The sequence below is a fragment of the Pseudostreptobacillus hongkongensis genome, assembly GCF_001559795.1.
Lineage (GTDB): Bacteria > Fusobacteriota > Fusobacteriia > Fusobacteriales > Leptotrichiaceae > Pseudostreptobacillus > Pseudostreptobacillus hongkongensis.
Genome location: NZ_LOHY01000079.1, coordinates 42,773 through 64,248, shown reverse-complemented (window position 1 = coordinate 64,248; position 21,476 = coordinate 42,773). Strand labels below are relative to the sequence as shown.

22 protein-coding genes are annotated in these 21,476 nt (G+C 26.4%); 19 read left to right on the top strand and 3 right to left on the bottom strand.

Going from position 1 to position 21,476, the window contains the following annotated elements; all coding sequences use genetic code 11:
* Positions 1-2: 2 nt before the first annotated feature.
* The 8 genes from AYC59_RS02535 to AYC59_RS02500 all read left to right on the top strand — a co-directional run bounded on the left by AYC59_RS02535 (position 3) and on the right by AYC59_RS02500 (position 5,898).
* Positions 3-950, top strand: coding sequence for a hypothetical protein (locus tag AYC59_RS02535; protein ID WP_066894886.1), 948 nt, complete (start codon positions 3-5; stop codon positions 948-950).
* Positions 951-1,006: 56 nt separating this feature from the next.
* Positions 1,007-1,849, top strand: a complete 843-nt coding sequence (locus AYC59_RS02530; RefSeq protein ID WP_066894884.1) for a hypothetical protein — start codon at positions 1,007-1,009, stop codon at positions 1,847-1,849.
* Between the two features lie 14 nt (positions 1,850-1,863).
* A complete protein-coding gene (locus AYC59_RS02525) occupies positions 1,864-2,646 on the top strand; it encodes a BRCT domain-containing protein (RefSeq protein WP_066894882.1) in 783 nt (260 codons plus the stop codon).
* A 15-nt stretch (positions 2,647-2,661) separates the two neighbouring features.
* Positions 2,662-3,141, top strand: coding sequence for a hypothetical protein (locus AYC59_RS02520; protein ID WP_066894880.1), 480 nt, complete (start codon positions 2,662-2,664; stop codon positions 3,139-3,141).
* A gap of 55 nt (positions 3,142-3,196) precedes the next feature.
* Positions 3,197-4,195: a RelA/SpoT-related domain-containing protein gene (locus AYC59_RS02515; protein WP_066894878.1), complete on the top strand. Its 999-nt coding sequence runs from the start codon at positions 3,197-3,199 to the stop codon at positions 4,193-4,195.
* Between the two features lie 79 nt (positions 4,196-4,274).
* Positions 4,275-4,712: a M15 family metallopeptidase gene (locus AYC59_RS02510; RefSeq protein ID WP_066894876.1), complete on the top strand. Its 438-nt coding sequence runs from the start codon at positions 4,275-4,277 to the stop codon at positions 4,710-4,712.
* A 35-nt stretch (positions 4,713-4,747) separates the two neighbouring features.
* Entirely contained in the window at positions 4,748-5,125 is a 378-nt protein-coding gene (locus AYC59_RS02505) for a phage holin (protein ID WP_066894874.1), read from the top strand.
* 191 nt (positions 5,126-5,316) lie between these two features.
* Entirely contained in the window at positions 5,317-5,898 is a 582-nt protein-coding gene (locus AYC59_RS02500) for a hypothetical protein (RefSeq protein ID WP_066894872.1), read from the top strand.
* Positions 5,899-6,152: 254 nt separating this feature from the next.
* Here AYC59_RS02500 and AYC59_RS02495 read toward each other — a convergent pair whose 3' ends face one another.
* From AYC59_RS02495 to AYC59_RS02485, 3 genes are all read right to left on the bottom strand, one after another.
* The gene (locus tag AYC59_RS02495; protein ID WP_066894870.1) at positions 6,153-6,725 is read right to left on the bottom strand and encodes a hypothetical protein; all 573 of its coding nucleotides are present in this window, start codon (positions 6,723-6,725) and stop codon (positions 6,153-6,155) included.
* Between the two features lie 260 nt (positions 6,726-6,985).
* Positions 6,986-7,621, bottom strand: coding sequence for a hypothetical protein (locus tag AYC59_RS02490; RefSeq protein WP_066894868.1), 636 nt, complete (start codon positions 7,619-7,621; stop codon positions 6,986-6,988).
* Positions 7,622-7,765: 144 nt separating this feature from the next.
* Complete coding sequence (locus AYC59_RS02485; RefSeq protein ID WP_066894867.1) at positions 7,766-7,948, bottom strand: hypothetical protein; 183 nt, start codon at positions 7,946-7,948, stop codon at positions 7,766-7,768.
* Between the two features lie 699 nt (positions 7,949-8,647).
* Here AYC59_RS02485 and rimP point away from each other — a divergent pair.
* The 11 genes from rimP (at position 8,648) to AYC59_RS02430 (ending at position 21,440) form a co-directional block, all read left to right on the top strand.
* Complete coding sequence (gene rimP / locus AYC59_RS02480; RefSeq protein WP_066894865.1) at positions 8,648-9,136, top strand: ribosome maturation factor RimP; 489 nt, start codon at positions 8,648-8,650, stop codon at positions 9,134-9,136.
* Between the two features lies 1 nt (position 9,137).
* On the top strand, positions 9,138-10,235 hold the full coding sequence (gene nusA, locus AYC59_RS02475; RefSeq protein ID WP_066894863.1) for a transcription termination factor NusA: 1,098 nt from the start codon (positions 9,138-9,140) through the stop codon (positions 10,233-10,235).
* Positions 10,198-10,782 carry a YlxR family protein gene (locus AYC59_RS02470; RefSeq protein WP_066894860.1) on the top strand — a complete coding sequence of 195 codons (585 nt, stop codon included), beginning with the start codon at positions 10,198-10,200 and terminating at the stop codon, positions 10,780-10,782. Before nusA ends, AYC59_RS02470 begins: the two co-directional genes overlap by 38 nt.
* Positions 10,779-13,418: a translation initiation factor IF-2 gene (infB, locus tag AYC59_RS02465; RefSeq protein ID WP_066894858.1), complete on the top strand. Its 2,640-nt coding sequence runs from the start codon at positions 10,779-10,781 to the stop codon at positions 13,416-13,418. The genes AYC59_RS02470 and infB overlap by 4 nt, the downstream gene beginning before the upstream one ends.
* Before the next feature lie 9 nt (positions 13,419-13,427).
* A complete protein-coding gene (gene rbfA, locus AYC59_RS02460; protein WP_066894856.1) occupies positions 13,428-13,796 on the top strand; it encodes a 30S ribosome-binding factor RbfA in 369 nt (122 codons plus the stop codon).
* A 4-nt stretch (positions 13,797-13,800) separates the two neighbouring features.
* Entirely contained in the window at positions 13,801-15,468 is a 1,668-nt protein-coding gene (gene recJ, locus AYC59_RS02455; protein ID WP_066894853.1) for a single-stranded-DNA-specific exonuclease RecJ, read from the top strand.
* A gap of 9 nt (positions 15,469-15,477) precedes the next feature.
* The gene (gene tig, locus AYC59_RS02450; protein WP_066894851.1) at positions 15,478-16,752 is read left to right on the top strand and encodes a trigger factor; all 1,275 of its coding nucleotides are present in this window, start codon (positions 15,478-15,480) and stop codon (positions 16,750-16,752) included.
* Between the two features lie 56 nt (positions 16,753-16,808).
* A complete protein-coding gene (gene clpP / locus AYC59_RS02445; protein ID WP_066894849.1) occupies positions 16,809-17,390 on the top strand; it encodes an ATP-dependent Clp endopeptidase proteolytic subunit ClpP in 582 nt (193 codons plus the stop codon).
* Entirely contained in the window at positions 17,390-18,625 is a 1,236-nt protein-coding gene (gene clpX, locus AYC59_RS02440) for an ATP-dependent Clp protease ATP-binding subunit ClpX (RefSeq protein ID WP_066894847.1), read from the top strand. Before clpP ends, clpX begins: the two co-directional genes overlap by 1 nt.
* Entirely contained in the window at positions 18,625-20,946 is a 2,322-nt protein-coding gene (gene lon, locus AYC59_RS02435) for an endopeptidase La (protein ID WP_066894845.1), read from the top strand. Before clpX ends, lon begins: the two co-directional genes overlap by 1 nt.
* Positions 20,947-21,029: 83 nt before the next feature.
* Positions 21,030-21,440, top strand: a complete 411-nt coding sequence (locus tag AYC59_RS02430) for a pyridoxamine 5'-phosphate oxidase family protein (RefSeq protein WP_066894843.1) — start codon at positions 21,030-21,032, stop codon at positions 21,438-21,440.
* Positions 21,441-21,476 lie beyond the last annotated feature (36 nt).

Here is a 21,476-nt window from a genome sequence, read left to right as displayed (position 1 = left end):
AAATGTCAGATTTTACAGCAAGACAAAGTATAAAGAATATGATAAATCAACCTATAACGGTTGAGGGAACACATTATAATTTTGGTGATATGATTGAGACAGAATGGATTTCTGATTTTCCAAATTATTCACACAGAATGAGAAGTACTTTTGTTAAAGGTGCAGAAATAGTAGATAATTTAATGAATGAAGTTGAACAATATTCTATTGAAGTAGGTAATTTTTTACAAACGGGTTATGAAACTTGGAAAAGAAATACATTAGATCCTAAGGTAAATGAACTTAATAGATTAACTTTATTAGTACAAGATACACTTGATAGAACTAAAGCAACAGATACGGTTTCAGGTACTTTAACTAAGAATGAAGTTAAAGAATTAGCTGTTTCTAAAATAAATGAATTAGTTACTGATTTAAGAATAAAACAACAAGCATTAACTAAAATGCAAGAATTTGGAATAGGACTAACAACAACAAGCACAGGGCATAGAAACGATTATAAAGCCAACGGATTTTATGCTTATGGTTGGCAAGGTGGTGGTATTGGAAACAAAACTACAGGAGTTTTTAATATTCAATATGCTGACCGATACGGAGTTCAATTATCAATCACACAAGAAGATAAGACTAGAGCATTTATAAGAGCAAAAAACAATAATACTTGGACTAGCGATAAAGAACTAATGCAAGTAGATGACTTTAATTTGTATGCTAATGCATACTTAGGAAATAGCGAACTTAAGACTTTAAACGGTAGAAATGCTGTTAAAGTAGCAGAGAATGATATTCTTGTTTATGACACAAATAATAAGAGATATTATTATAAAAGTAAAATAAATGGAAATATAACGATACCAACTGAAGAAAATACAGAAAAACTTATGCTTGGAAGCGGAAGTGGTATGGGTTTCGAGATGTTGTTAAAAAAACTTACAACTGGTACAGTCTAAGTGATTTAACAAAAGATACAAATACTGTCACTAATTTTGGAGATTATGCAAGGACAGTGGCATTTACACCTGATAATAATAACAAAGTTCATTTTTATAAACCAACAACCGATGCTCAGACAATTGAATTTTTAAAAGATGGTACTTATTTAATAGAGAGTATTCACGTGCCAGTAAAAATTGATGATTGGTATGGTAATCATAATTACGACATTATTTTTGACCAAAATTTAAAATTTAGTATAATAGAAAATCATATTTTTAATTGGAGTAAACAACATGTAACTTCTCAAGGTAAAGACAAAGGAGTTTATAATGAGCATTTATCACCTATTTTAACTGTAGTTGAAGTTAAAAATGGCATTCCTAAAATTGTTAGTACACCTAATGAAACTAATCTTGATTTTAAGATTTTTGAGTTTGAATCTAAAATGACAGATATTGAAGTCAGTTTAGAAGATGGAAGTGTAATTAATGCAGAAGAATTTATAGATAATTACAGAATATCTCTTGAAGAACATGCTTTTATTCTTTCTAATATAAAGAAAAGACGTTATTTTGAAGAGATGATAACTCAAGGATATAAAAAAGGAAATTTAACTTATTACTTTTATAATGAGAAACAGAGAGTGGAAACACGAAATGGTAGTTTTATAATAAAAAAATTAATTAAAAAAGAAATTGGTAATTACAAATACAAATTTAACAAAGTAGTAGTAAAACAACTAAATTTCAATGAAGCAAGCTATCGTTCTATTGATGAAAGTGTAATTTTTTTAGTAGATAATAAAGTTAAATTACTTTTTAATAAAACTGTTGATTATTATGATGGTAATTATAATTATGATGATTGGTTACAGTTATTATTAGCTCAAGTATGTGTTTACAAACTAAGCTAGAAAGGAGAAATAAAATGAAATATTTATACAGAGGAACTGAATATATTGCAAGTGTATATGATGAGATAGAAGATGATATAATCAAAGAGCTATATCCTAACACTATAATATATAGTGATAAATTTGATAACCCAACACTAGATAATGGTGTATTAAGGGAAAAGACAAAAGAGGAAATAGAAAGCGAAAAGAAACTGTTAGTAGAAATTGAAAACGGTTATCTAACAAATAGATATACTGAATATACTAATCAAGAAATTAAAGATAATCAAATACTAATCCCTCTAAAATCAGTAGATTTAGCTTCTATTGAATTTTATAAGGTAGAGGGTAACAACTATACCCTTGATATTAAAAAGAAAGATACAGAACTAAAAATAAGAGAAATAAAGAGATTATATGAAAACTTAGACAAGATTAAGAATAGCACTGTTGAGAATGGATTTATTTATAAAGGAAATTTGAGGCAAAAGCTAAGAGATACTGACTTAATCAATGCTAACGGGGTGCTTAATGCTTTTCAAAAGACAAAAAGTTTAGGAATACCTTTACAAAAGATAGATTGGCAATTTGATAATATTAATAATGGTATATATGAATATGCTAGTTTAAGCGAACAAGAATTTAATGAATTGTATTTAAAAGGAATAACTTATAAACAAGCGTGCTTTAAAGCAGAGGAACTGACAAGAGAACAAATAGATAAAATGACTTTAGAACAGTTAGAGAAAGTGCAAATAGAGGCATTGTATAAGCAAGTATTAGAACAAGTATTAAAAACATTAAAATTTGAATAGAAAAGGGGATGTGATATGAGTATATATTTTGTTTTTTATAAAAATAAGGGAATAGGAGCAAAACTTATTCAATGGTGGACTAAATCAAGGTTTAATCACTGTGAGATGTGGAATGGTAATGATTTGATAGGAGTTGCAGACAAGCCAACAGCTATAAGGATGCAATCACAAAAATATCTAAATCCAAATAAATGGGAAGTATTTGAAGTCCTAGATAGTACACTTATTAATAGTCTAGATAGATTTTATAATGAAACTAAAGGACTTAAATATGACAACAAAGCAATATGGTTATCTAACTTCTTTAATAGAGGAGAACAGGACAAAGATAGATATACTTGCAGTGAGTGGTGTGCTGAATTAATAAATAGGCACTATAATATCATTTATCCTAAATGGTTTTCAAAATTTAGTCCTCAAGATGTGCTAGATGTACTTTTAGATAAAGGATTAGCAGTTAAAGTAGAATTAAATAAAGAGGGTAAAATTAAATAAGATTTGGTGTTTTAAATTAATCATGATATAATACTGATAATAGGAGGTGTTTTATATGGTGTATATTAAAGAAGTTGATATATCTAAAAATGAACTAGATAGAATAGGGGACAGAATATACAGAGAAAGTTCTAGTGATAAAGATTTAGAAATAATATCTAATTATAGAGCTGAGCATTCTAAGATAATGAGAAGTTTTATTTATACTATTAGAAGTAAGTTAAATAAAAAGTATCCTGAAAATAATTTTATTTGTTCACAAAGATTGAAAAGATTACCTTCAATTATTTCGAAGATAAAAAGATTTAAAGATATGAAACTTAGTAGAATGCAGGATTTGGCAGGTACAAGAGTTATACTATCTAATTTAAAAGAAGTTGAAGAATTCAGTGAAGTTTTAAAAAATGGAGTATATAAATCACCGAATAATAAGAATAATTTTGTGTTTGAAAGAGAGAAAAACTATATATTAGATCCTAAAAAAGATGGATATAGGAGTATACATCAAATATACAAGTATCAAGGTAAACAATATAAAGAATTGAATGGGTATCTCTTAGAATTACAAATAAGAACTAGATTACAACATCAATGGGCAACAGCATTAGAGATAGTTGATTCAATAAAAAATGAAGATTTAAAAATTGGTGGTGGAACAAAATATTATAAAGATTTTTTTAAATTATCAAGTGAATTAATAGAATGTATAGAAACTAAAAAAAAGTTTGAAAAAATTAATGAATTAAAATTAATAGATGCTGAATATAAAATACTAAACGATTTAAGAAGTATTAGTATTGTAACAAATGTAATTGAAGATTTTAAAACTAATGAATATTTATTGTTGATATTAGATTATGAAACTAATAAAATTAGATTGATACCGACACCTGAAAAAGAAATAAGTTCAGATTACTTATATTATGAAAAAAAAGAAAAAACAAATGTAGTTCTAGTATCGGTAGAAGATTTAAAAAACTTAAAAAAAGCATATCCTAATTATTTTTTAGATGCAGGATCTTTTATAAGAACAATAGAAAAATATATTAAATAACTAATTATAGCAAGACAGAATTTTAAATAGTTCTGTCTTTTTTATTTATAAAATTTTAGAAAAAGGAGGTGGAGAACTGATGTATAAACTAAGTCAAAATAGCATTAACAAGCTAGATAAAATTCATCCTAAATTAGTATCAGCTATTCAAAAAGCTATAACAAATAGTCCATTTGATTTTATAATCGTTCAAGGTTTTAGAACAGCTGAATACCAAAATGGATTATATCAGCAAGGGAGAACTATATCAGGAATTAGAGTAACTAATTGTGATGGTTATGTTAAGAAGTCTAACCATCAAGCTAAAAGTGATGGTTATGGGTATGCTATTGATTTTGGAATTTATGACCCAACAATACAAGGGAATATAGATTGGAAGTCTACTAATAAATATCAAAAAGTTGCAAGGCACATTGAATTAGTAGCAAGAGAATTTGGAATAAAGGTCGAGTGGGGTGGTGATTGGAAATCACTCAAAGATAACCCACATATTGAACTTAAAAAAATAGTCGAATAAATTAAAAAATAAAATAAAAGAAAGAGGTAATTATTATGACAAAATTAGAAATTATGTACACAATTTTAGGAGTTTTGACAGGAGCATTTTTAGGACTTGTTCCTACATTTAGAAAGTTAGCACAAAAAACAGAGACAAAAGTTGATGACAATATATTGGAAATAGCAGTAAATATCGTGCAATGGTATGAAGACAATTTCAAATATAAAGATGGTGCTAATAAGAAAGCTAGAGCAATTACTGAAGTAGGAATGCAAGTAGAAAAATTAGGACTTAAAGCAACAGATGCAGTAATTGATAAGGCAGTTGAAAGAGCAGTTACTATCGTTGAAAAAAATACTCTAGCTAAAGAAGAATTAAAAAAAGAATTAACTGAAAACGAGGAAAAACAAGGAGAGGATGTGGGGAAGTAGTAACTTCTCCTAACCCTTTATACAATGCTAATTATAGTAATTTTAGTGATGTTTTAGGTAATATCAATAGAGATTATTCAAAGACTATGATATATAGTGATATAGCTATTAAAACTAAGCCGTTTAATATTAAAGAAACGGAAGCAGTAGCTCGAATTGGTGCTAGTTGGTATTTCTAAGGTGGTGGAATTATGATAGAAGTAGATAAATTGGAACAAGTAATGAAAATAATTGGAACACACGGACTAGCTCCTGTAATTGCCATTGTAATGATATGGTATTTAATTGTTGAAAATAAAAAAAGTAATGATGACCGACTAAAAAGAGATGAGGAAATCATATCTACTATGATCCTATTAAAAGACAGCATCGTGGATGGACATATCGACCAGACTAAATTAAAAATGGTAGTGAGATTATTGTGGATAAGACTTTTACAAGGATACGAAAAATTAGTGTTGTGGTATATCATTAACAATAACATTAATCAAAACAAGGATAATATACTTAATGAATTGACACAAGAAGTAGAAGAGATACTAGACAGAATAAATGAATTACTTTTAATGTTTACAAATTCTAAGACTAAAAAAGTATATTATGATTTAATTTATAGCAATTGGCAAGATATTCACATAAAGATAATTGATATATTTGACAGTGTCTCTTTATGCGAGGATATAGATTATAAAGAGTTAGCTAGAACGATGAAAGCGCATATAGAGAGAGAACAAGCACGAGTACTTAAAGAAATAAATGAAACAAAAATATAAGGGTAGCAAATTTTTTGCATACCCTTTTTATTAACTAATACTGACTATGAATAGAGCCGAGATTTAGGCTGAGCTATTTTCAAGTAATAATTGATAAAAAATAAAAAATGAGGTACTATATTGGTGTAGATAGTTCACTATCTATATAATATTAAATAAAACACCAAACACCCCAGTTACTACTTAAGTGTACAGATACGTTCTGAATAGCTGGGGTTAATTTATTATAGGCGACTTAATTGTCACCGTTTTTTTTATTTTATATCTATTTTAGCTTGATATTCAAATAAAGTGTAAATATCTTTTAATGGTAATCTTACCCAATTTTCATCGGTATATATCTCGAATTTTGGTGTTTCAATATATTCTTCTCCAAAAAATTCATCCATATTTTTAATAAATCTTTCCATTTTTAAATCTTCTTCGTTATCTTCTATATCATAATCGTAAAAATTATAATATTGCATATTTTCATATTCTTTAATATCAAAAAAAGCTAACCATTTTCTAGGTTTTTCTTCTAAAGCTAAATCAAATGCTATTTCTTCTGTTAGTGTTTCTGTTCCATTTTCTTGACTTGTTAATTCATCTGCAGGGTATTCAATAGAAAACTGAAAAGGAGTTGTAAAGTATTCACATAATTTCAAATAACTATCTAAATAAAAGAACTCTTGACCTTTCAAAATTTCCATTAAGTCTTGATTTGGTATATTAAGATTTAAAGCTATTGTATTATACACATTATTTTTCCCTATTAATTCTAATTCATTTGTAAAGGCAAAATCTTGAATATCTCTTTTTAATTGATTGCAAGTTTTTAACATCATATTTATTACTCCTATTTAACATTATTTACTAAATAATACCTTATTTTTCAAAAAAATCAAAGTTTTATTGACAAAAAATATAAAAAGAGTATAATATTATTACTCAGACAATGTATATTGTTTTAGTTTGAGTGTCATGTTATTAGAAGAACTTAGTGTTCCTCTTTTTTTTTGATATAAAAAAAAGGTAGTTTTATAACTACCTCGAGTTGAGTATAAAAATCTATATAGACTTTCAATTTCGTATTTTAGTTTTTTATTTAATCTTCATAGAAGTTTTTGTTGTATTCAACATCTCTCAAATAATCTTTTAAATCTTCAACATCGTATGGATTCATACAAAAATCATCAACTGGTTCAATCTCATGATCTTCTAGATCTAGAATTTCAAAAACACTTATATATTTTTTATTATCTTTGTATTCAAATTTTGATAATTCAACAATTTCATCTATTTTTAAAGAGATTTCGCTTAATTTTTTAAAATCATCTTTTGATATATATCCCTCAAACAAAATGTCAATTCCGTTATCATCGATAGAAATTAGATAAAAATCTTTATTATACTCTTTTTTAATCGTTGTTTTAAACATTAAATCAAACTCATCGATATAAGTTTTTAAATCTTTAATTTTTTCAAATTCTTCTGCATTTTCTCTTCTAACTCTCATAAAATCATATTCTTCACAAAGTTCTATTAATTCTTCACAAAGTTTTAAATCTTCACTCAAAACATATTTTTGATTTTCATTAAATTCGCAAATTGAATCTTCATCAATTCTTAATTTTTTTTGATTATCATCATTCAAAATATAATAGCTTGTTGAATAATCTCCTTCAAAAAAGTAACCTTTTTTAATACTGTTTTTAATGCTTTCTAATTTTTGTGAGTTCATGTGTGTGCTCCTTTGATTGTCATGTTTTGTTTTATTTTCTCAATTAACCCCTAATTTTATTAGTACATTCAACTCTCTTTCATATATTTCTTATTACATTGATATTATACCGTATACGATATTAAAAGTCAAGTGTTTTTTGAATTATTTTTTCAAAATTTTTATTTTTTCTTCAATCATAGATTTTAAATCTTCTAATTTATCTAAATCTTCACTTTTTTTTACAAAACTTTTTGCACTTCTAAAAGCAATTTGTAGATTTACTTTTTCTCTATTTTTAGCATCATATTTTTTTTGCGCTCTTTTTTGTGCTTCTGTGACTGCCATTGTTTCTCCTTAAAATAAATATATTTTTAAACAAATTAATAATATTATTCCTAAAATTATAAATTCTATCGGATAATATTTTTCAACAATTTTTTCTTTATTGTTTTTAAATTTTTTTCTTATTTTGATTTTCATAATTTATTATGCTATAATGGATTTAAGGAAGGTGCGTCGCACCTAACCTTATTTGAAAACTTTTTTTATGCGAAACTTTAATGTGAATATTTGTATTTCAAGTTCAAATTCCTTTAAAGTTTCTTTTTCTTTTTGGGTTTTCTTATCCATTATAACATTCCTCCTTTCTACATATATAGTATACCATATATATTTAAAAAATGCAAGAACTTTTTTTGAAAATAATTTTTAATTAATAACTATTGAAAATTTAAAGAATTTATTTTGTAATAAGTTACAAAGAAGATACTTGAATTTGTTATAATGTATATAAAATAGCCATTTTTAAAAATGTTGATAGTCTACGCATGGTAATTAGATTAAAATAAATACTAGAACGATATAAAAGACCTCGATTGAGGTCTTTTTGTTTGAAAAAAATAGTTATTTAAATATATACATTAAACAATATATAGTATTTTTTCTTAATATTGCTTGTAAAATATTGTTAAATATGTTAAAATTAATATACAGGTAAAGAGTGGGAGGTTCCCACTCTTTAAATTTAATAGATAAGGGGAGAAAATGGAAGATAAATTACTTTTAATTGAAGAAAAAATTCAAACTTATTTAGATGAATTGGAGTTAGAATTAGCTGATATTGAATATGTCAGAGAAGGTGGTTATAATTTTTTAAGAATATATGTAGAACATTTAAATAGAACGACAACTTTAGATGATTGTGTACTTTTAAGTACTAATATTGACAGTGTTGTAGATAGTTTAATTGATGATAAATTCTATTTAGAAGTATCAACTCCAGGACTTGAAAGAAAATTAAAAAGAGAAAGAGACTTTATAAGATTCAAAGGTCGTAAAATTTCTGTTAAAACTAGAAATAATATTGAAAATACTAAAAGTTTTGAAGGAATATTAGAAGATTTTAAAGATGGTACTGTATACTTAAATGACAAAGTTATTGAAAAAATTATAGAAATACCGGTTGAAAAAATTAAGAGTGCGAAATTAATATTTAACTTATCTGATAAATCATTTGGAGAGGGAGTGGAATAGGATGAAATCTAAAGATAAAGCAACGTTTTTAGATGCATTAGAAGAATTAGAAAAAGAAAAAGGAATAGATAGATTAGAATTAATTGAAAGATTAAAATCAGGATTACTTGCAGCATACAAGAAAGATTTTAACGATCAAGAAAATATTAGTGTAGACATAGACATGGTAACAGGAGATGTTAAAATGTTTGCAGAAAAGAATATAATAGAAGATATGGTTAAATTCTATGATCCAACTATAGAAATTCCTTTAAGTAAGGCAAAAGAATACAAGAAAAGAATTAAAGTAGGAGATGTAATAAGAATAGAATTAAATGCTGATGAATTCAGAAGAAATGCTATTCAAAGAACAAAGTCTATAATAGTTCAATATGTTAGAGAAAAAGAAAAAGAAGCTATTAATAATAAGTTAAGTCAAGTTGAAGGTAAACTTGTTAATTTAACTGTTAAAAGAATAGAACCAAATGGAAATCTATATTTAGATATGAATGGTCTAGATCTTACTATACTAAAAAAAGAATTAACAGAAGTTGATAATTTTGAAGTTGGAGATAGATTTGTTGGATATATTAGAAGTGTAAATTTAACAGGGAAATTCCCTAAAGTTGATTTAACAAGAACAGATGATAGATTAGTATCTAAATTATTAGAAAGAGAAATACCTGAAATACAATCAGGATTAATAGAAATAAAAAATGTAGCTAGAGAAGCTGGTGTAAAAACTAAAGTAGCTATTTATACTGAAGATCCAAATGTGGACTTAATAGGATCATGTATAGGTAGAGATGGGGTAAGAATAAATGCTATTTTAAATGAGTTAAAAGGTGAAAAAGTAGAGTTAATTGAGTGGAATCCAGATCTTCGTCTTTTTGTTAAAAATGCCTTATCACCTGCAGAACTTGTATCTATAGAAATAGTTAGAAATAACGAGGAGATAATTGCTAAAGTTGAAGTTGAACCTAGTCAATTAACTCTTGCTATAGGTAAAAAAGGGGTTAATACAAAACTAGCTGGAAAGTTATGTAAATTAAGAGTAAACTTAGAAGCGTATGGTGAAGAAAATGATGGAGAAGAAGAAAAGAGAGAAGAACAAGAATGATTTAATTATTAGAACTTGTGTAATTACAAGAGCTAATGATAAAAAGGAAAATCTTTTAAGATTTGTTGAAATGCCTAATGGGGAATATGTTTTTGATAAAGAACAAAAAATTCAACATAGAGGTATATATATTAAAAATGATTTGGATGTTTTTCAAAAATTATTTAATAAGTATAAGATTAATTTAGAAAGTGCAAATAAAGCATTGGAATACATTAAAAAAACTAGTTTTAAGAAAAGTAATGATGAAATAGTTTTAAATATATTAGAAAGTCTTAAAAACTCAGAATATTTAATTTATGGAGTAGATGAGAATATTGAGGCCGTTAAGAATAATAGAGTTAAACTATTAATAATTCCAAGTGATGTAAATTCTAAACAAATAAATAGAATGAAAAAAGTAGCTAAGGCTGCAGAAGTAAAAGTAATATTTATAGAAAAACAATATTCTTTGAAAAAGATATTTTTAAGTGAGGTAAAGACAATAGGAATAACAACTAAAAAAGTAGTAAATGGAATTTTAAATAAACTGGAGGTGGAGAAATGAGAGTATATGAATTTGCTAAAACATTAGAACTAACGTCAAAGGAATTTATAGAGAAAATAAAGACATATGGATATGATAAAAAAGTTCAATCTACTTTATCTGATGATGAAATTGGAGATATTAAAAGAAGAATTAACGAAGAAAAAAGACCAAAAGTAACTGAAGAAAAAAAAGTTGAAGTTAATAAAAATAACTCTGTAGTTTCTAAACAAAATGATAAAAATGAAGAGGTAATTAGTGAGAAAATGACTTTTAATAATAAGTCTAAACATAATAACAATAATAATGCTAAGAGATCTTTTGATAAAAATAATAAATTTAATAAAGAAAACAGAGAAAATAATTCAGATAGAAGTCATAATAACTTTGGTGAAAGAAAAAATAACTTTAGAAATAATGGGGATTTTAAAAATAACCAAGATAGAGGGGAAAGAAGAGAAAGAGGTAATTTCGAAAGAAAACCATTTAATAGAGAAAATTCAGAAGGTTCAAATTTTGAAAGAAAACCGTTTAATAAGGATAATAAAGGTAATTTTGAAAGAAAACCGTTTAATAAAGATAATAGAGATGATAAAGGTAACTTTGAAAGAAAACCATTTAATAAAGATAAAAAATTCGGTAATGACGATAGAAGAAAACCTTTTGTAAAAGAAAATAAAGAAGCAAATCTTGAAATACCTACAATGGAATCAGAAGTAAAAGGTAAGACTAATGGTAAAGGTAAATCAAAATTTGATAAGAAAAAATATGAAAATGAAAGAAAAGCTAAAGAAGAAGAAAGAAAATTAAAAGAACTTAGACAAGACTTTAGAAAAGAAGATAAGAAAAAAGTTAAGAAAAAAGAAAAAGTAATTAAATCTGAAGTAATTCGTGATGAAGTTGGTGGAGTTGGAATGGTAGTACTTCCACAAGAAATATCTATTAAAGACTTAGCTGAAAAATTAGGAATAAATACATCAGATATAATTAAAAAGTTCTTTATGGAAGGTAAGATTTTAACAGCTAATGCAATTTTAACTATAGAAGAAGCTGAAGAAGTTGCACTAGAGTATAACGTAATAGTTGAAAAAGAAGAAGTAGTAGAATTATCTTATGGAGAAGAATATAATCTTGAAATAGAAGATAAAGAAGATGACTTAGAGTTAAGAGCTCCTGTTATAACTATAATGGGACATGTAGATCATGGTAAAACATCACTTCTTGATGCACTTCGTCACACTAATGTTATTGAAGGTGAAGCTGGAGGTATAACTCAAAAAATAGGGGCATATCAAGTAGAATGGAATGGACAAAAAATAACATTCGTTGATACACCAGGTCACGAAGCATTTACTGAAATGCGTGTAAGAGGGGCAAATATTACAGATATTTCTATATTAATAGTTGCAGCAGATGATGGAGTTAAACCACAAACTGTAGAAGCTATATCACATGCAAAAGAAGCAAATGTACCTATAATTGTTGCAATAAACAAAATAGATAAACCAGGTGCAAACCCTATGAAAGTTAAACAAGAATTATTAGAATATGGTTTAATATCTCCTGAATGGGGAGGAAATACTGAAATGGTTGAAATTTCAGCTAAACAAAAATTAAATCTTGATAATTTACTTGAAACTATTTTATTAACTTCTGAAATAATGGAATTAAAGGCAAATCCTAAAAAACGTGCGAAAGCTGTAGTTGTAGAATCTAGACTTGATTTACAAATGGGACCAGTTGCTGATATTTTAATTCAAGAAGGAGAACTTAAAATAGGAGATATATTTGTTTCAGGATCTTCATATGGTAGAGTTCGTAGTATGGTTGATGATAGAGGAAATAAGATTGTTAAAGCAGGACCTTCACAACCAGTTGAAATTACTGGATTTAGTGAAATACCAGAAGCTGGATCAATATTCTATTGTGTAAACAACGATAAACAAGCTAAAAAGATAGTTGAAGATTATAAAAATAAACAAAAAGATGAAATTAATAAGAAAAAACATATTTCACTTGAAAGTTTATCTAAGGAATTAGAAGATCAACAATTAAAAGAGTTAAAATGTATAATTAGAGCAGATTCTAAGGGTAGTGCTGAGGCTTTAAGAGAATCTATTAATAAACTATCAACAGATAAAGTTAATATAAATATAATTCAATCAAGTGCTGGAGCTGTCACTGAAGGAGACGTTATGCTTGCAGCAGCATCTAATGCTATAATTATTGCATTTAATGTAAGACCAACAAATTCAGCAAGATCTGAATCAGAAAAAACAGGAGTAGAAATTAGAAACTATAATGTAATATATCATGTTACAGAAGATTTAGAAAAAGCTATAAAAGGTATGCTTGATCCTGAATTTAAAGAAATATACAATGGTAGATTAGAAGTTGTACAAGTATTTAAAGTTTCTAATGTTGGTATGATAGCAGGATCTTTAGTTGTAGATGGTAAGATAAATAGAAATTCTAGAGTAAGATTATTACGTGAAGGAATTATAGTTTATGAAGGAGAAATAACTTCTCTTAAGAGATATAAAGATGATGTTAAGGAAGTTAATCTAGGACAAGATTGTGGAATAGGAATTAAAGACTTTAATGATATAAAAGTTGGAGATATAGTTGAAGCATATACTGTTGAACAGGTTAAATAGGAGAGGGATATGAACGAGAGAAGAAGAAGAGGTCTTGAAAAAGAAATATCAAGAATTATAGGTACGGCTATATTACTTGATGTTAAAAATGAGAAAGTTAAAAATCTTGTAACAGTTAAAAATGTTAATTTATCGCCAGATGGACGTTATGCTGATATCATATTTTCAATATTAGATTATAAAGAAAATATAAATAAAGAAAAAATGCTAGAAGACTTAAATAAACTAAAAGGTTTCTTTAGAAAAAAAGTTGGAGAAAATCTTGAAATAAGATTTACTCCAGAATTAAGAGTACATTTAGATGATACTATTGAATATAGTGTTAAAATATCTAAATTACTAAGAGATGCAGCTCCTAAAAATATAACAGAGGAGTAATATCATGTGGAAAAGTATGGTTTATGATGAAGAATATTTAAATGATAAGATGAAACTTTTTGAGAAAGATAAATTAATTACAACTTTACTTTTAAATAGAAAAATTTATACTAGTGAAGATGCGAATAAATTTTTAAATTCTAGTTATAAACAGTTACATGATCCATTTTTATTAGATAATATGGGGAAAATAGTTGAAAAATTAGTTCAATATATAGATACAGATAAAAATGTATTGATATTTGGAGATTATGATATAGATGGTATATCAGGTGCCGTATATTTATCAAAAATATTTGATAAACTTAATATTAAAAATAGCATATATATACCAACTAGGACTATTTTTAAATATTCTTTACCTGAAAGTTTTTTTGAAGATTTAAGTAAGGATAATATAGATTTAATAATATCTGTTGATAATTCTTTTGGAGAAGTAGAAGACATTAAGCAAATAATGAATTTAGGAATAGATTTGATTATAACAGATCATCATTTTAATAATAATAATGTTGATATGCAAATTTTAGAAATTAATCCTAAAAAATCTAAAGAATATCCTTTTAAAGAATTATCTGGTAGTGGAGTTGTATTTAAACTAGTACAAGCTCTTTACTTAACTTTGAAAAAACCTATGGGTGAAATATATGAATATTGTGAGTTAATATCTCTTGCAACTATAGCAGATGTTATGGAATGTGTGGATGAAAATAGATTTTTAATAAAAAGAGGGTTAAAAAATTTTTCTAAAACAAAAATATTAGCCTTTAAAATGATAATAGAGAATTTTAAAATAAATCCAGAGTATATTACTATTAATGATATAAGTTATAGGATAGCACCTTTAATTAATGCTATAGGTAAGTTGGATGACCCTATAAAAATAATAAAATTTCTACAATCTGAATCAGAAGTAGAAAATAGAACCATAATTAATGAAATGTATGAATACAATAATGAAAGAAAAATTTATGAAAATCAACTTTTTAATAATATATCTGGATATATTAGAAAAAAGTATAAGAATATAAAATATATATATTATGAAATTAATGATATAAATCTTGCAGTACTAGGATCTATAACTTCAAGACTTGCTCTTGAATTTAAAGTTCCTGTAATAATGGTATCAAGAGTTGGTAAATATTGTAAAGGATCTTGTAGAAGCCTATACAATGCTAATATATATAATGCAATAAGTAATTTTTCAGATTATTTTATTAATTTTGGAGGACATGATTTGGCAGCTGGTTTTTTAATATCAAATTCTAATTTATTAAAGATTAGAAATAAACTTAAATCAGCCCTATATTCATTGAATTTTGAATCAAACTTTGAAGATGAAATAACAATAGATATGAAGTTATCAGTTAAATCATTAAATTTCAAAAATATAAATGAAATTAGTAAATTGGGTCCATTTGGTCTTTCAAATAATGAACCAAATTTCTATGATAGTGATATTAAGTTTAGTAACATATTAATATTTGGAGTTGACAATAGTCACTTTAAGGCAAGCATATACATAGGCGGTGAAGAAATACAAGTATTAGGATATAATTTGAGCTCTAAATTAAACTTGAAAAAATATAATAAATTGTATAAAATAATATATACGCCAGAGTTAATTAATAAAAAAACAATAAGATTAAAATTAAAAGACATACAATAGGAGGATAAAATGAAAATAGAAAAATTAGCAAATTCAGAATTATCATTAGAATTCGGAAGAAATGGAAAAGAATACGAAGAATTAAGAAATACAGTTTTAGCTAAATTTAAAAATGTTAAAGTAGATGGATTTAGAAAAGGACATGTACCAGCAGATGTTATTGAAAAAACTTTTGCAGATGATATAAGAAATGAAATAATAGATGAAGTTTTAAGAGAAGATTACACTAAATTCTTAGAATCAAAAGAATATAGACCAGTTTCTGAATTACAAATTACAAATCTTGTATACAATAAAGATGAATTAAAAGTTGAAGCTAAAGTTGCAATTTTCCCTGAATTTGAATTACCTCAATATAAAGGATTAAATGTAGAATTAGAAGAAGTTTCAGTTACTGATGAAGAAGTAAATGAAGAAATTAAAAAAATGTTAGAAAGAGCAAAAACATTTGTTAAAGCAGAAAGAGAAGTTGCTGAACTTGGAGATGTTGCAATAATTGACTTTGAAGGATTTGTTGATGGTGTAGCATTTGATGGTGGAAAAGCTGAAGGACACAGATTAGAGTTAGGGTCTAAAACATTTATAGACAACTTTGAAGAACAAATAGTAGGACACAAAATTGGTGAAGAATTTGATGTAAATGTAAACTTCCCTGAAGCATATCATTCAGAAGAGTTAAAAGGTAAACCAGCAGTATTTAAAATTAAATTAAATGCATTAGAAGTACCAAAATTACCAGAACTTGACGAAGAATTTGCAAAAGGAATGGGATATACATCTGTTCAAGAATTAAAAGATTCAGTAAAAGGAAATGTTTTATCAAGTAAAGAAAGTAAAGCTAAAGAAGCTAAACTTGATAAAGTTGTAGAACAAGTAGTTAATGCAACAGAAGTAGAAGTTCCTAGTATATTAGTAGAAAAAGATATAGATAATTATTTAGGAGGATTTGCTAATCAATTAAAAATGCAAGGTATGACTTTTGAACAATTCTTATCAATGTCAGGAAATACTTTAGAAAAAATGAGAGAATCTTTAAGAGAAAATGCTACTAAGAGTGTTAAATCTGGATTTGTATTCTCAAAAATTGCTGATGTTGAAGGTATAACTGTTACTGATGAAGAATTCAACCACGAATTAGGACATGTTGCAAGCATGTATGGAATGACAGTACAAGGATTAGAAGAAGAATTAGAAAAAGCAAATGGATTAGATAGATTTAGAGAACAAATAACTTCACAATTATTCTTTGCTAAAATGAATGAATTTTTATTAAACAATAACTAGAATATATATATGAGAACTAGGCTTATGTCTAGTTTTCATTAAAGTAGGAGGAAAATATGGCATTAGTACCTTATGTTATAGAAAATGAAGGTATGGGAGAAAGAACTTATGATATTTATTCAAGACTTTTAAAAGATAGAATAATATTTTTAAGTGGTGAAATAAATACAGAAATGGCAAATGCCATTATAGCCCAACTTTTATTTTTAAATGCACAAGATAAAGAAAAAGATATAACTATGTATATAAATTCACCTGGTGGCTCAGTAACTGCAGGACTTGGTATTTATGATACTATGAATCATATAAGTTGTGATGTAGCTACAGTGTGTATAGGAATGGCAGCAAGTATGGGTGCTTTCTTATTATCATCAGGAACTAAGGGGAAAAGATTTGCTCTACCTAATTCTGAAGTAATGATACATCAACCTTTAGGAGGAGCAAGAGGTCAAGCAACAGATATACAAATAGTTGCAGAAAATATTATAAAGATTAAAAATAAGCTTGCAAGTATTTTAGCAGAAAATACAGGTCAAGATGTTAATAAAGTTTTAGCTGATACAGAAAGAGATAATTACCTTTCTGCTCAAGAAGCTAAAGATTATGGAATAGTAGATCAAGTATTGGAGAAAAAATAATGATATATGAAAAAGAATTAACTTGTTCTTTTTGTGGAAAAAAAGAATCTGAAGTAGATATGCTATTTGCTAATGAAGATATGAACGCTTTTATTTGTAATGAATGTATTGAAGCAAGAGAAGAAAGCTTTGAAGAAGAGTCAAAATATGAATTTGAAATGGATGAAGTTGAATTACTAAAACCTAAAGAAATCAAAGCTAAACTTGATGAATATATTATAGGGCAAGAAAATGCAAAAAAAGTATTATCTGTTTCAGTATATAACCATTTTAAAAGAATAAAATTATTAAATAATGAAAAAAATGATGTAGAAATGCAAAAATCTAATATATTATTAATCGGACCAACAGGTTCTGGTAAAACATTACTTGCTCAAACATTAGCTAAGATATTAAATGTACCTTTAGCTATAGCGGATGCAACAACTGTAACAGAAGCTGGATATGTTGGAGATGACGTTGAAAATGTATTATTAAAATTAATTAAAGCTGCAGATTATGATATTGAGCTTGCAGAAAGAGGAATAATATATATAGATGAAATAGATAAAATTGCAAGAAAATCTGAAAATACATCAATAACTCGTGATGTATCAGGAGAAGGAGTTCAACAAGCCTTATTAAAAATAATTGAAGGAACAGTTGCAAGTGTTCCTCCTCAAGGTGGAAGAAAACATCCTAATCAAGAAATGATAGAGATAGATACAACTAATATCTTATTTATAGTTGGTGGAGCTTTTGCAGGATTAGAAGGTAAAATAAAATCAAGATTGAATAAAAAACAAATAGGATTTGGTCTTGAAAGTGATAAGATGGAAGTTCAAGATGAAAGTATATTTGAACATGTATTACCTGAAGATATTAGAAAATTTGGTATAATACCAGAATTAATAGGTAGATTACCTGTAATTACTGCACTTTCTGAATTAAATAAAGATGCCTTAAAATCTATATTAACAGAACCTAAAAATGCAATAACTAAGCAATATAAGAAATACTTTGAAATGGAAGGTGTAGACCTAATATTTGAAAATGAAGCTATAGATGAAATTGCAGAACTAGCATTAAAGAGAAAGATAGGAGCTAGAGGATTAAGAAGTATAATAGAAAATACTATGATGGATTTAATGTATGAAATTCCATCAGAAAAAGATATTAAGGAAGTAAGAGTAACTAAAGAAATGATATTAGAAAAAAATGAGTTATTTATTAAAAGTGAGAGAAGAGGAAAATAATGAAAAAAAATAAATTTCTCCCATTTATTCCTACAAGAGAAATAGTATTTTTTCCACAAGCAGTGATGCCTTTAATAATTGGAAGAGAATTTAGTAAAGAAGCTATAGATACATCTGTGGAAAAATTTGAAGGTAACATAGTATTATCAGTTCAAAAGAACTCAGTTAATGAGGATATAACTGATATAGACGATGTACAAGAAATAGGGGTAACTGCTAAAATAATTCAAGTTATTAAAATGCAAGATGGAAATTTAAGAGTTTTAATTGAAGGATTAGATAGGATAAAATTAAAAGAAGTTGAATATGATGAGCAAGGATATTTCAAGGCTAAATATGAATCATATCCTTTAGAAGATAATGTATTAATGTTACCAGAAACTTATGAAAAGTATTTAATACAAACATCAAGAGAAATAAATGATATGTCTGTTAATCCTTTAGGAGAAGATTTATTAAATAGTATATTTGAAATAAAACCTGTAGATAGTATGATGTATACACTTGCGACTAGTCTTGATGTGCCAAGTGAGGATAAGGTTAAAATATTAAATTCTAATACAGTTTTAGAGATTTTTGAAAACTTATCTAATGCTTTAAAGTTAAAAAGACAATTAGAAGAGATTGATAGAAATGTTGAAAATAGAGTTAGAAAAAATATGGAAACTAACCAAAGACAATACTATATAAGAGAGAAAATAAAAGGTCTTTATTCTGAATTAGATGAAGATAATGGTGAAGATGAATTAAATGGTTTATTAGAAGAAATTGAAAAAAGAGATCTTCCTATTGAATTAAAGAATAAATTAAGAAAAGAACATTTAAGACTTAAAAAGATGAATGATTTTTCTGCAGAAGCAGGGGTTATAAGATCATATATAGAAGGTGTATTAGAAATACCTTGGGAAAAATCAGAAAATATTGATATAGATATAAATAAAGCAGAAACTATATTAGATGAAGAACATTTTGGATTGAAGCAAGTTAAAGATACTATACTTGAGTATCTTGCAGTAAATCAATTAAATAAAGATAATAATAAAAAAATGCCTACAATTTTATGTTTAATAGGACCACCTGGAGTAGGTAAAACATCTCTAGGACTATCTATAGCAAATGCAATGGGTAGAAAATTTGAAAGAATAGCACTAGGTGGTGTACATGATGAGTCAGAGATAAGAGGACATAGAAGAACATATATAGGTGCTATGCCTGGAAGAATAATAGAAGCTATTAAAAAAGTAAAGGTAAGTAATCCAGTTATACTTTTAGATGAAATAGATAAATTATCTTCTAATTTTAGAGGAGATCCAGCATCTGCATTATTAGAAGTTTTAGATCCAGCACAAAATAAAACATTTAAAGATAACTATGTTGATTTTGAATATGATTTATCTGATACTTTCTTTATATGTACAGCTAATGATTACTCAGGAATACCAGCTCCCCTTCTTGATAGAATGGAAGTTATAAGTTTAGATTCATATACTATAAATGAAAAATTAGAAATTTCTAAAAAATATTTAGTTAAACAAGCTAAACAAGAAACTAGTCAAAGTGTTAAATTATCAGATGCTGTTTTACTTGAAATTATTAATAAATATACAAGTGAAGCGGGAGTTCGTAATTTGAAAAGAGAAATAGTTAAGATATTTAGGAAAATAGCTAAATTGAAGCTATCTAATCCAGAAAATAAATATACAGTAACAGTTAAAAATCTTTCAGATTATTTAGGACCTGAAAAATATAAAAAAGATAAAATGGCTGAAAAAAATTCAAAATTAGGAGTAGTTAAAGGACTTGCTTGGACTGCAGTTGGAGGAACTACATTAGATGTTGAAGCTGTTAAGATGAATGGTAAAGGTTTATTGACATTTACAGGTAAATTAGGAGATGTTATGAAAGAATCGGCTCAAGTTGCCTATACTTATGTAAGAGCAAACTTTAAAAAACTTGGGATAGATAATCCTAATTTCTACCAAGAAAATGATGTTCATTTACATTTTCCAGAAGGTGCAACTCCTAAAGATGGACCATCAGCTGGAATAACTATAACAACAGCTATAGTTTCAGTTTTATCAAATAGAAAAGTTAGACAAAATATTGCAATGACAGGTGAAATTACTATAACTGGTGATGTACTACCAGTTGGTGGAATTAAAGAAAAAGTAATAGGAGCTCATAGAATAGGTATAAGAGAAATAATATTACCTTATGATAATAGTTCTGATACTTTAGAATTACCAGAAGAAATTTTAAATAGTATAACAATTCACTATGTTAAAACATATTCAGAAGTTGAAAAAATAGTTTTTAATTAGGAATACCTTAATTGGTATTCTTTTTTTTAAATGATATTGACATTTTTGATTTTCAAGGTATCCTATTACTGAGGGAGAAATTTATGAAAAAAAAAGAGTCATTTAAAAAAATTATGAGAGAACATGAAATTATAGCATTATCTACATCTTATGAAAATGATCCAAATTCAAGATTTGTTAATTTTTATTATAGTGTAGATACTGAGCTTATATACTTTGCTACATTTAGTGATAACGATAAAGTATTTGAATTAGAAAATAATAATAAGGTATCATTTTTAACTATTCCTAAAGAAGGAGTTACTCATGTTAGAGGTAAAGGTATTGCAAAAAAAAGCGATATGAGTATTAAAGTATTTTCAAATAAGATAGCTAAAAAAGTACCTATTTATAAAAGTGTGATTAAAACTTTTGGAGAAGAAGTTTTTATTGTTTATGAAATTGATATAAAAGATATTACAATAATAATGGATATAGGAAGTTTAACAAAATAGTTGAAAACATCAGGAAATACTAGTTATTTTTTGATG

Coding starts and splice junctions, on each gene's coding strand:
- AYC59_RS02535 (WP_066894886.1), top strand. CDS start 3: ATGTCAGATTTTACAGCAAGACAAAGTATAAAGAATATGATAAATCAA.
- AYC59_RS02525 (WP_066894882.1), top strand. CDS start 1,864: ATGAAATATTTATACAGAGGAACTGAATATATTGCAAGTGTATATGAT.
- AYC59_RS02520 (WP_066894880.1), top strand. CDS start 2,662: ATGAGTATATATTTTGTTTTTTATAAAAATAAGGGAATAGGAGCAAAA.
- AYC59_RS02515 (WP_066894878.1), top strand. CDS start 3,197: ATGGTGTATATTAAAGAAGTTGATATATCTAAAAATGAACTAGATAGA.
- AYC59_RS02510 (WP_066894876.1), top strand. CDS start 4,275: ATGTATAAACTAAGTCAAAATAGCATTAACAAGCTAGATAAAATTCAT.
- AYC59_RS02505 (WP_066894874.1), top strand. CDS start 4,748: ATGACAAAATTAGAAATTATGTACACAATTTTAGGAGTTTTGACAGGA.
- AYC59_RS02500 (WP_066894872.1), top strand. CDS start 5,317: ATGATAGAAGTAGATAAATTGGAACAAGTAATGAAAATAATTGGAACA.
- AYC59_RS02495 (WP_066894870.1), bottom strand. CDS start 6,725: ATGATGTTAAAAACTTGCAATCAATTAAAAAGAGATATTCAAGATTTT.
- AYC59_RS02490 (WP_066894868.1), bottom strand. CDS start 7,621: ATGAACTCACAAAAATTAGAAAGCATTAAAAACAGTATTAAAAAAGGT.
- AYC59_RS02485 (WP_066894867.1), bottom strand. CDS start 7,948: ATGGCAGTCACAGAAGCACAAAAAAGAGCGCAAAAAAAATATGATGCT.
- rimP (WP_066894865.1), top strand. CDS start 8,648: ATGGAAGATAAATTACTTTTAATTGAAGAAAAAATTCAAACTTATTTA.
- nusA (WP_066894863.1), top strand. CDS start 9,138: ATGAAATCTAAAGATAAAGCAACGTTTTTAGATGCATTAGAAGAATTA.
- AYC59_RS02470 (WP_066894860.1), top strand. CDS start 10,198: ATGATGGAGAAGAAGAAAAGAGAGAAGAACAAGAATGATTTAATTATT.
- infB (WP_066894858.1), top strand. CDS start 10,779: ATGAGAGTATATGAATTTGCTAAAACATTAGAACTAACGTCAAAGGAA.
- rbfA (WP_066894856.1), top strand. CDS start 13,428: ATGAACGAGAGAAGAAGAAGAGGTCTTGAAAAAGAAATATCAAGAATT.
- recJ (WP_066894853.1), top strand. CDS start 13,801: ATGTGGAAAAGTATGGTTTATGATGAAGAATATTTAAATGATAAGATG.
- tig (WP_066894851.1), top strand. CDS start 15,478: ATGAAAATAGAAAAATTAGCAAATTCAGAATTATCATTAGAATTCGGA.
- clpP (WP_066894849.1), top strand. CDS start 16,809: ATGGCATTAGTACCTTATGTTATAGAAAATGAAGGTATGGGAGAAAGA.
- clpX (WP_066894847.1), top strand. CDS start 17,390: ATGATATATGAAAAAGAATTAACTTGTTCTTTTTGTGGAAAAAAAGAA.
- lon (WP_066894845.1), top strand. CDS start 18,625: ATGAAAAAAAATAAATTTCTCCCATTTATTCCTACAAGAGAAATAGTA.
- AYC59_RS02430 (WP_066894843.1), top strand. CDS start 21,030: ATGAAAAAAAAAGAGTCATTTAAAAAAATTATGAGAGAACATGAAATT.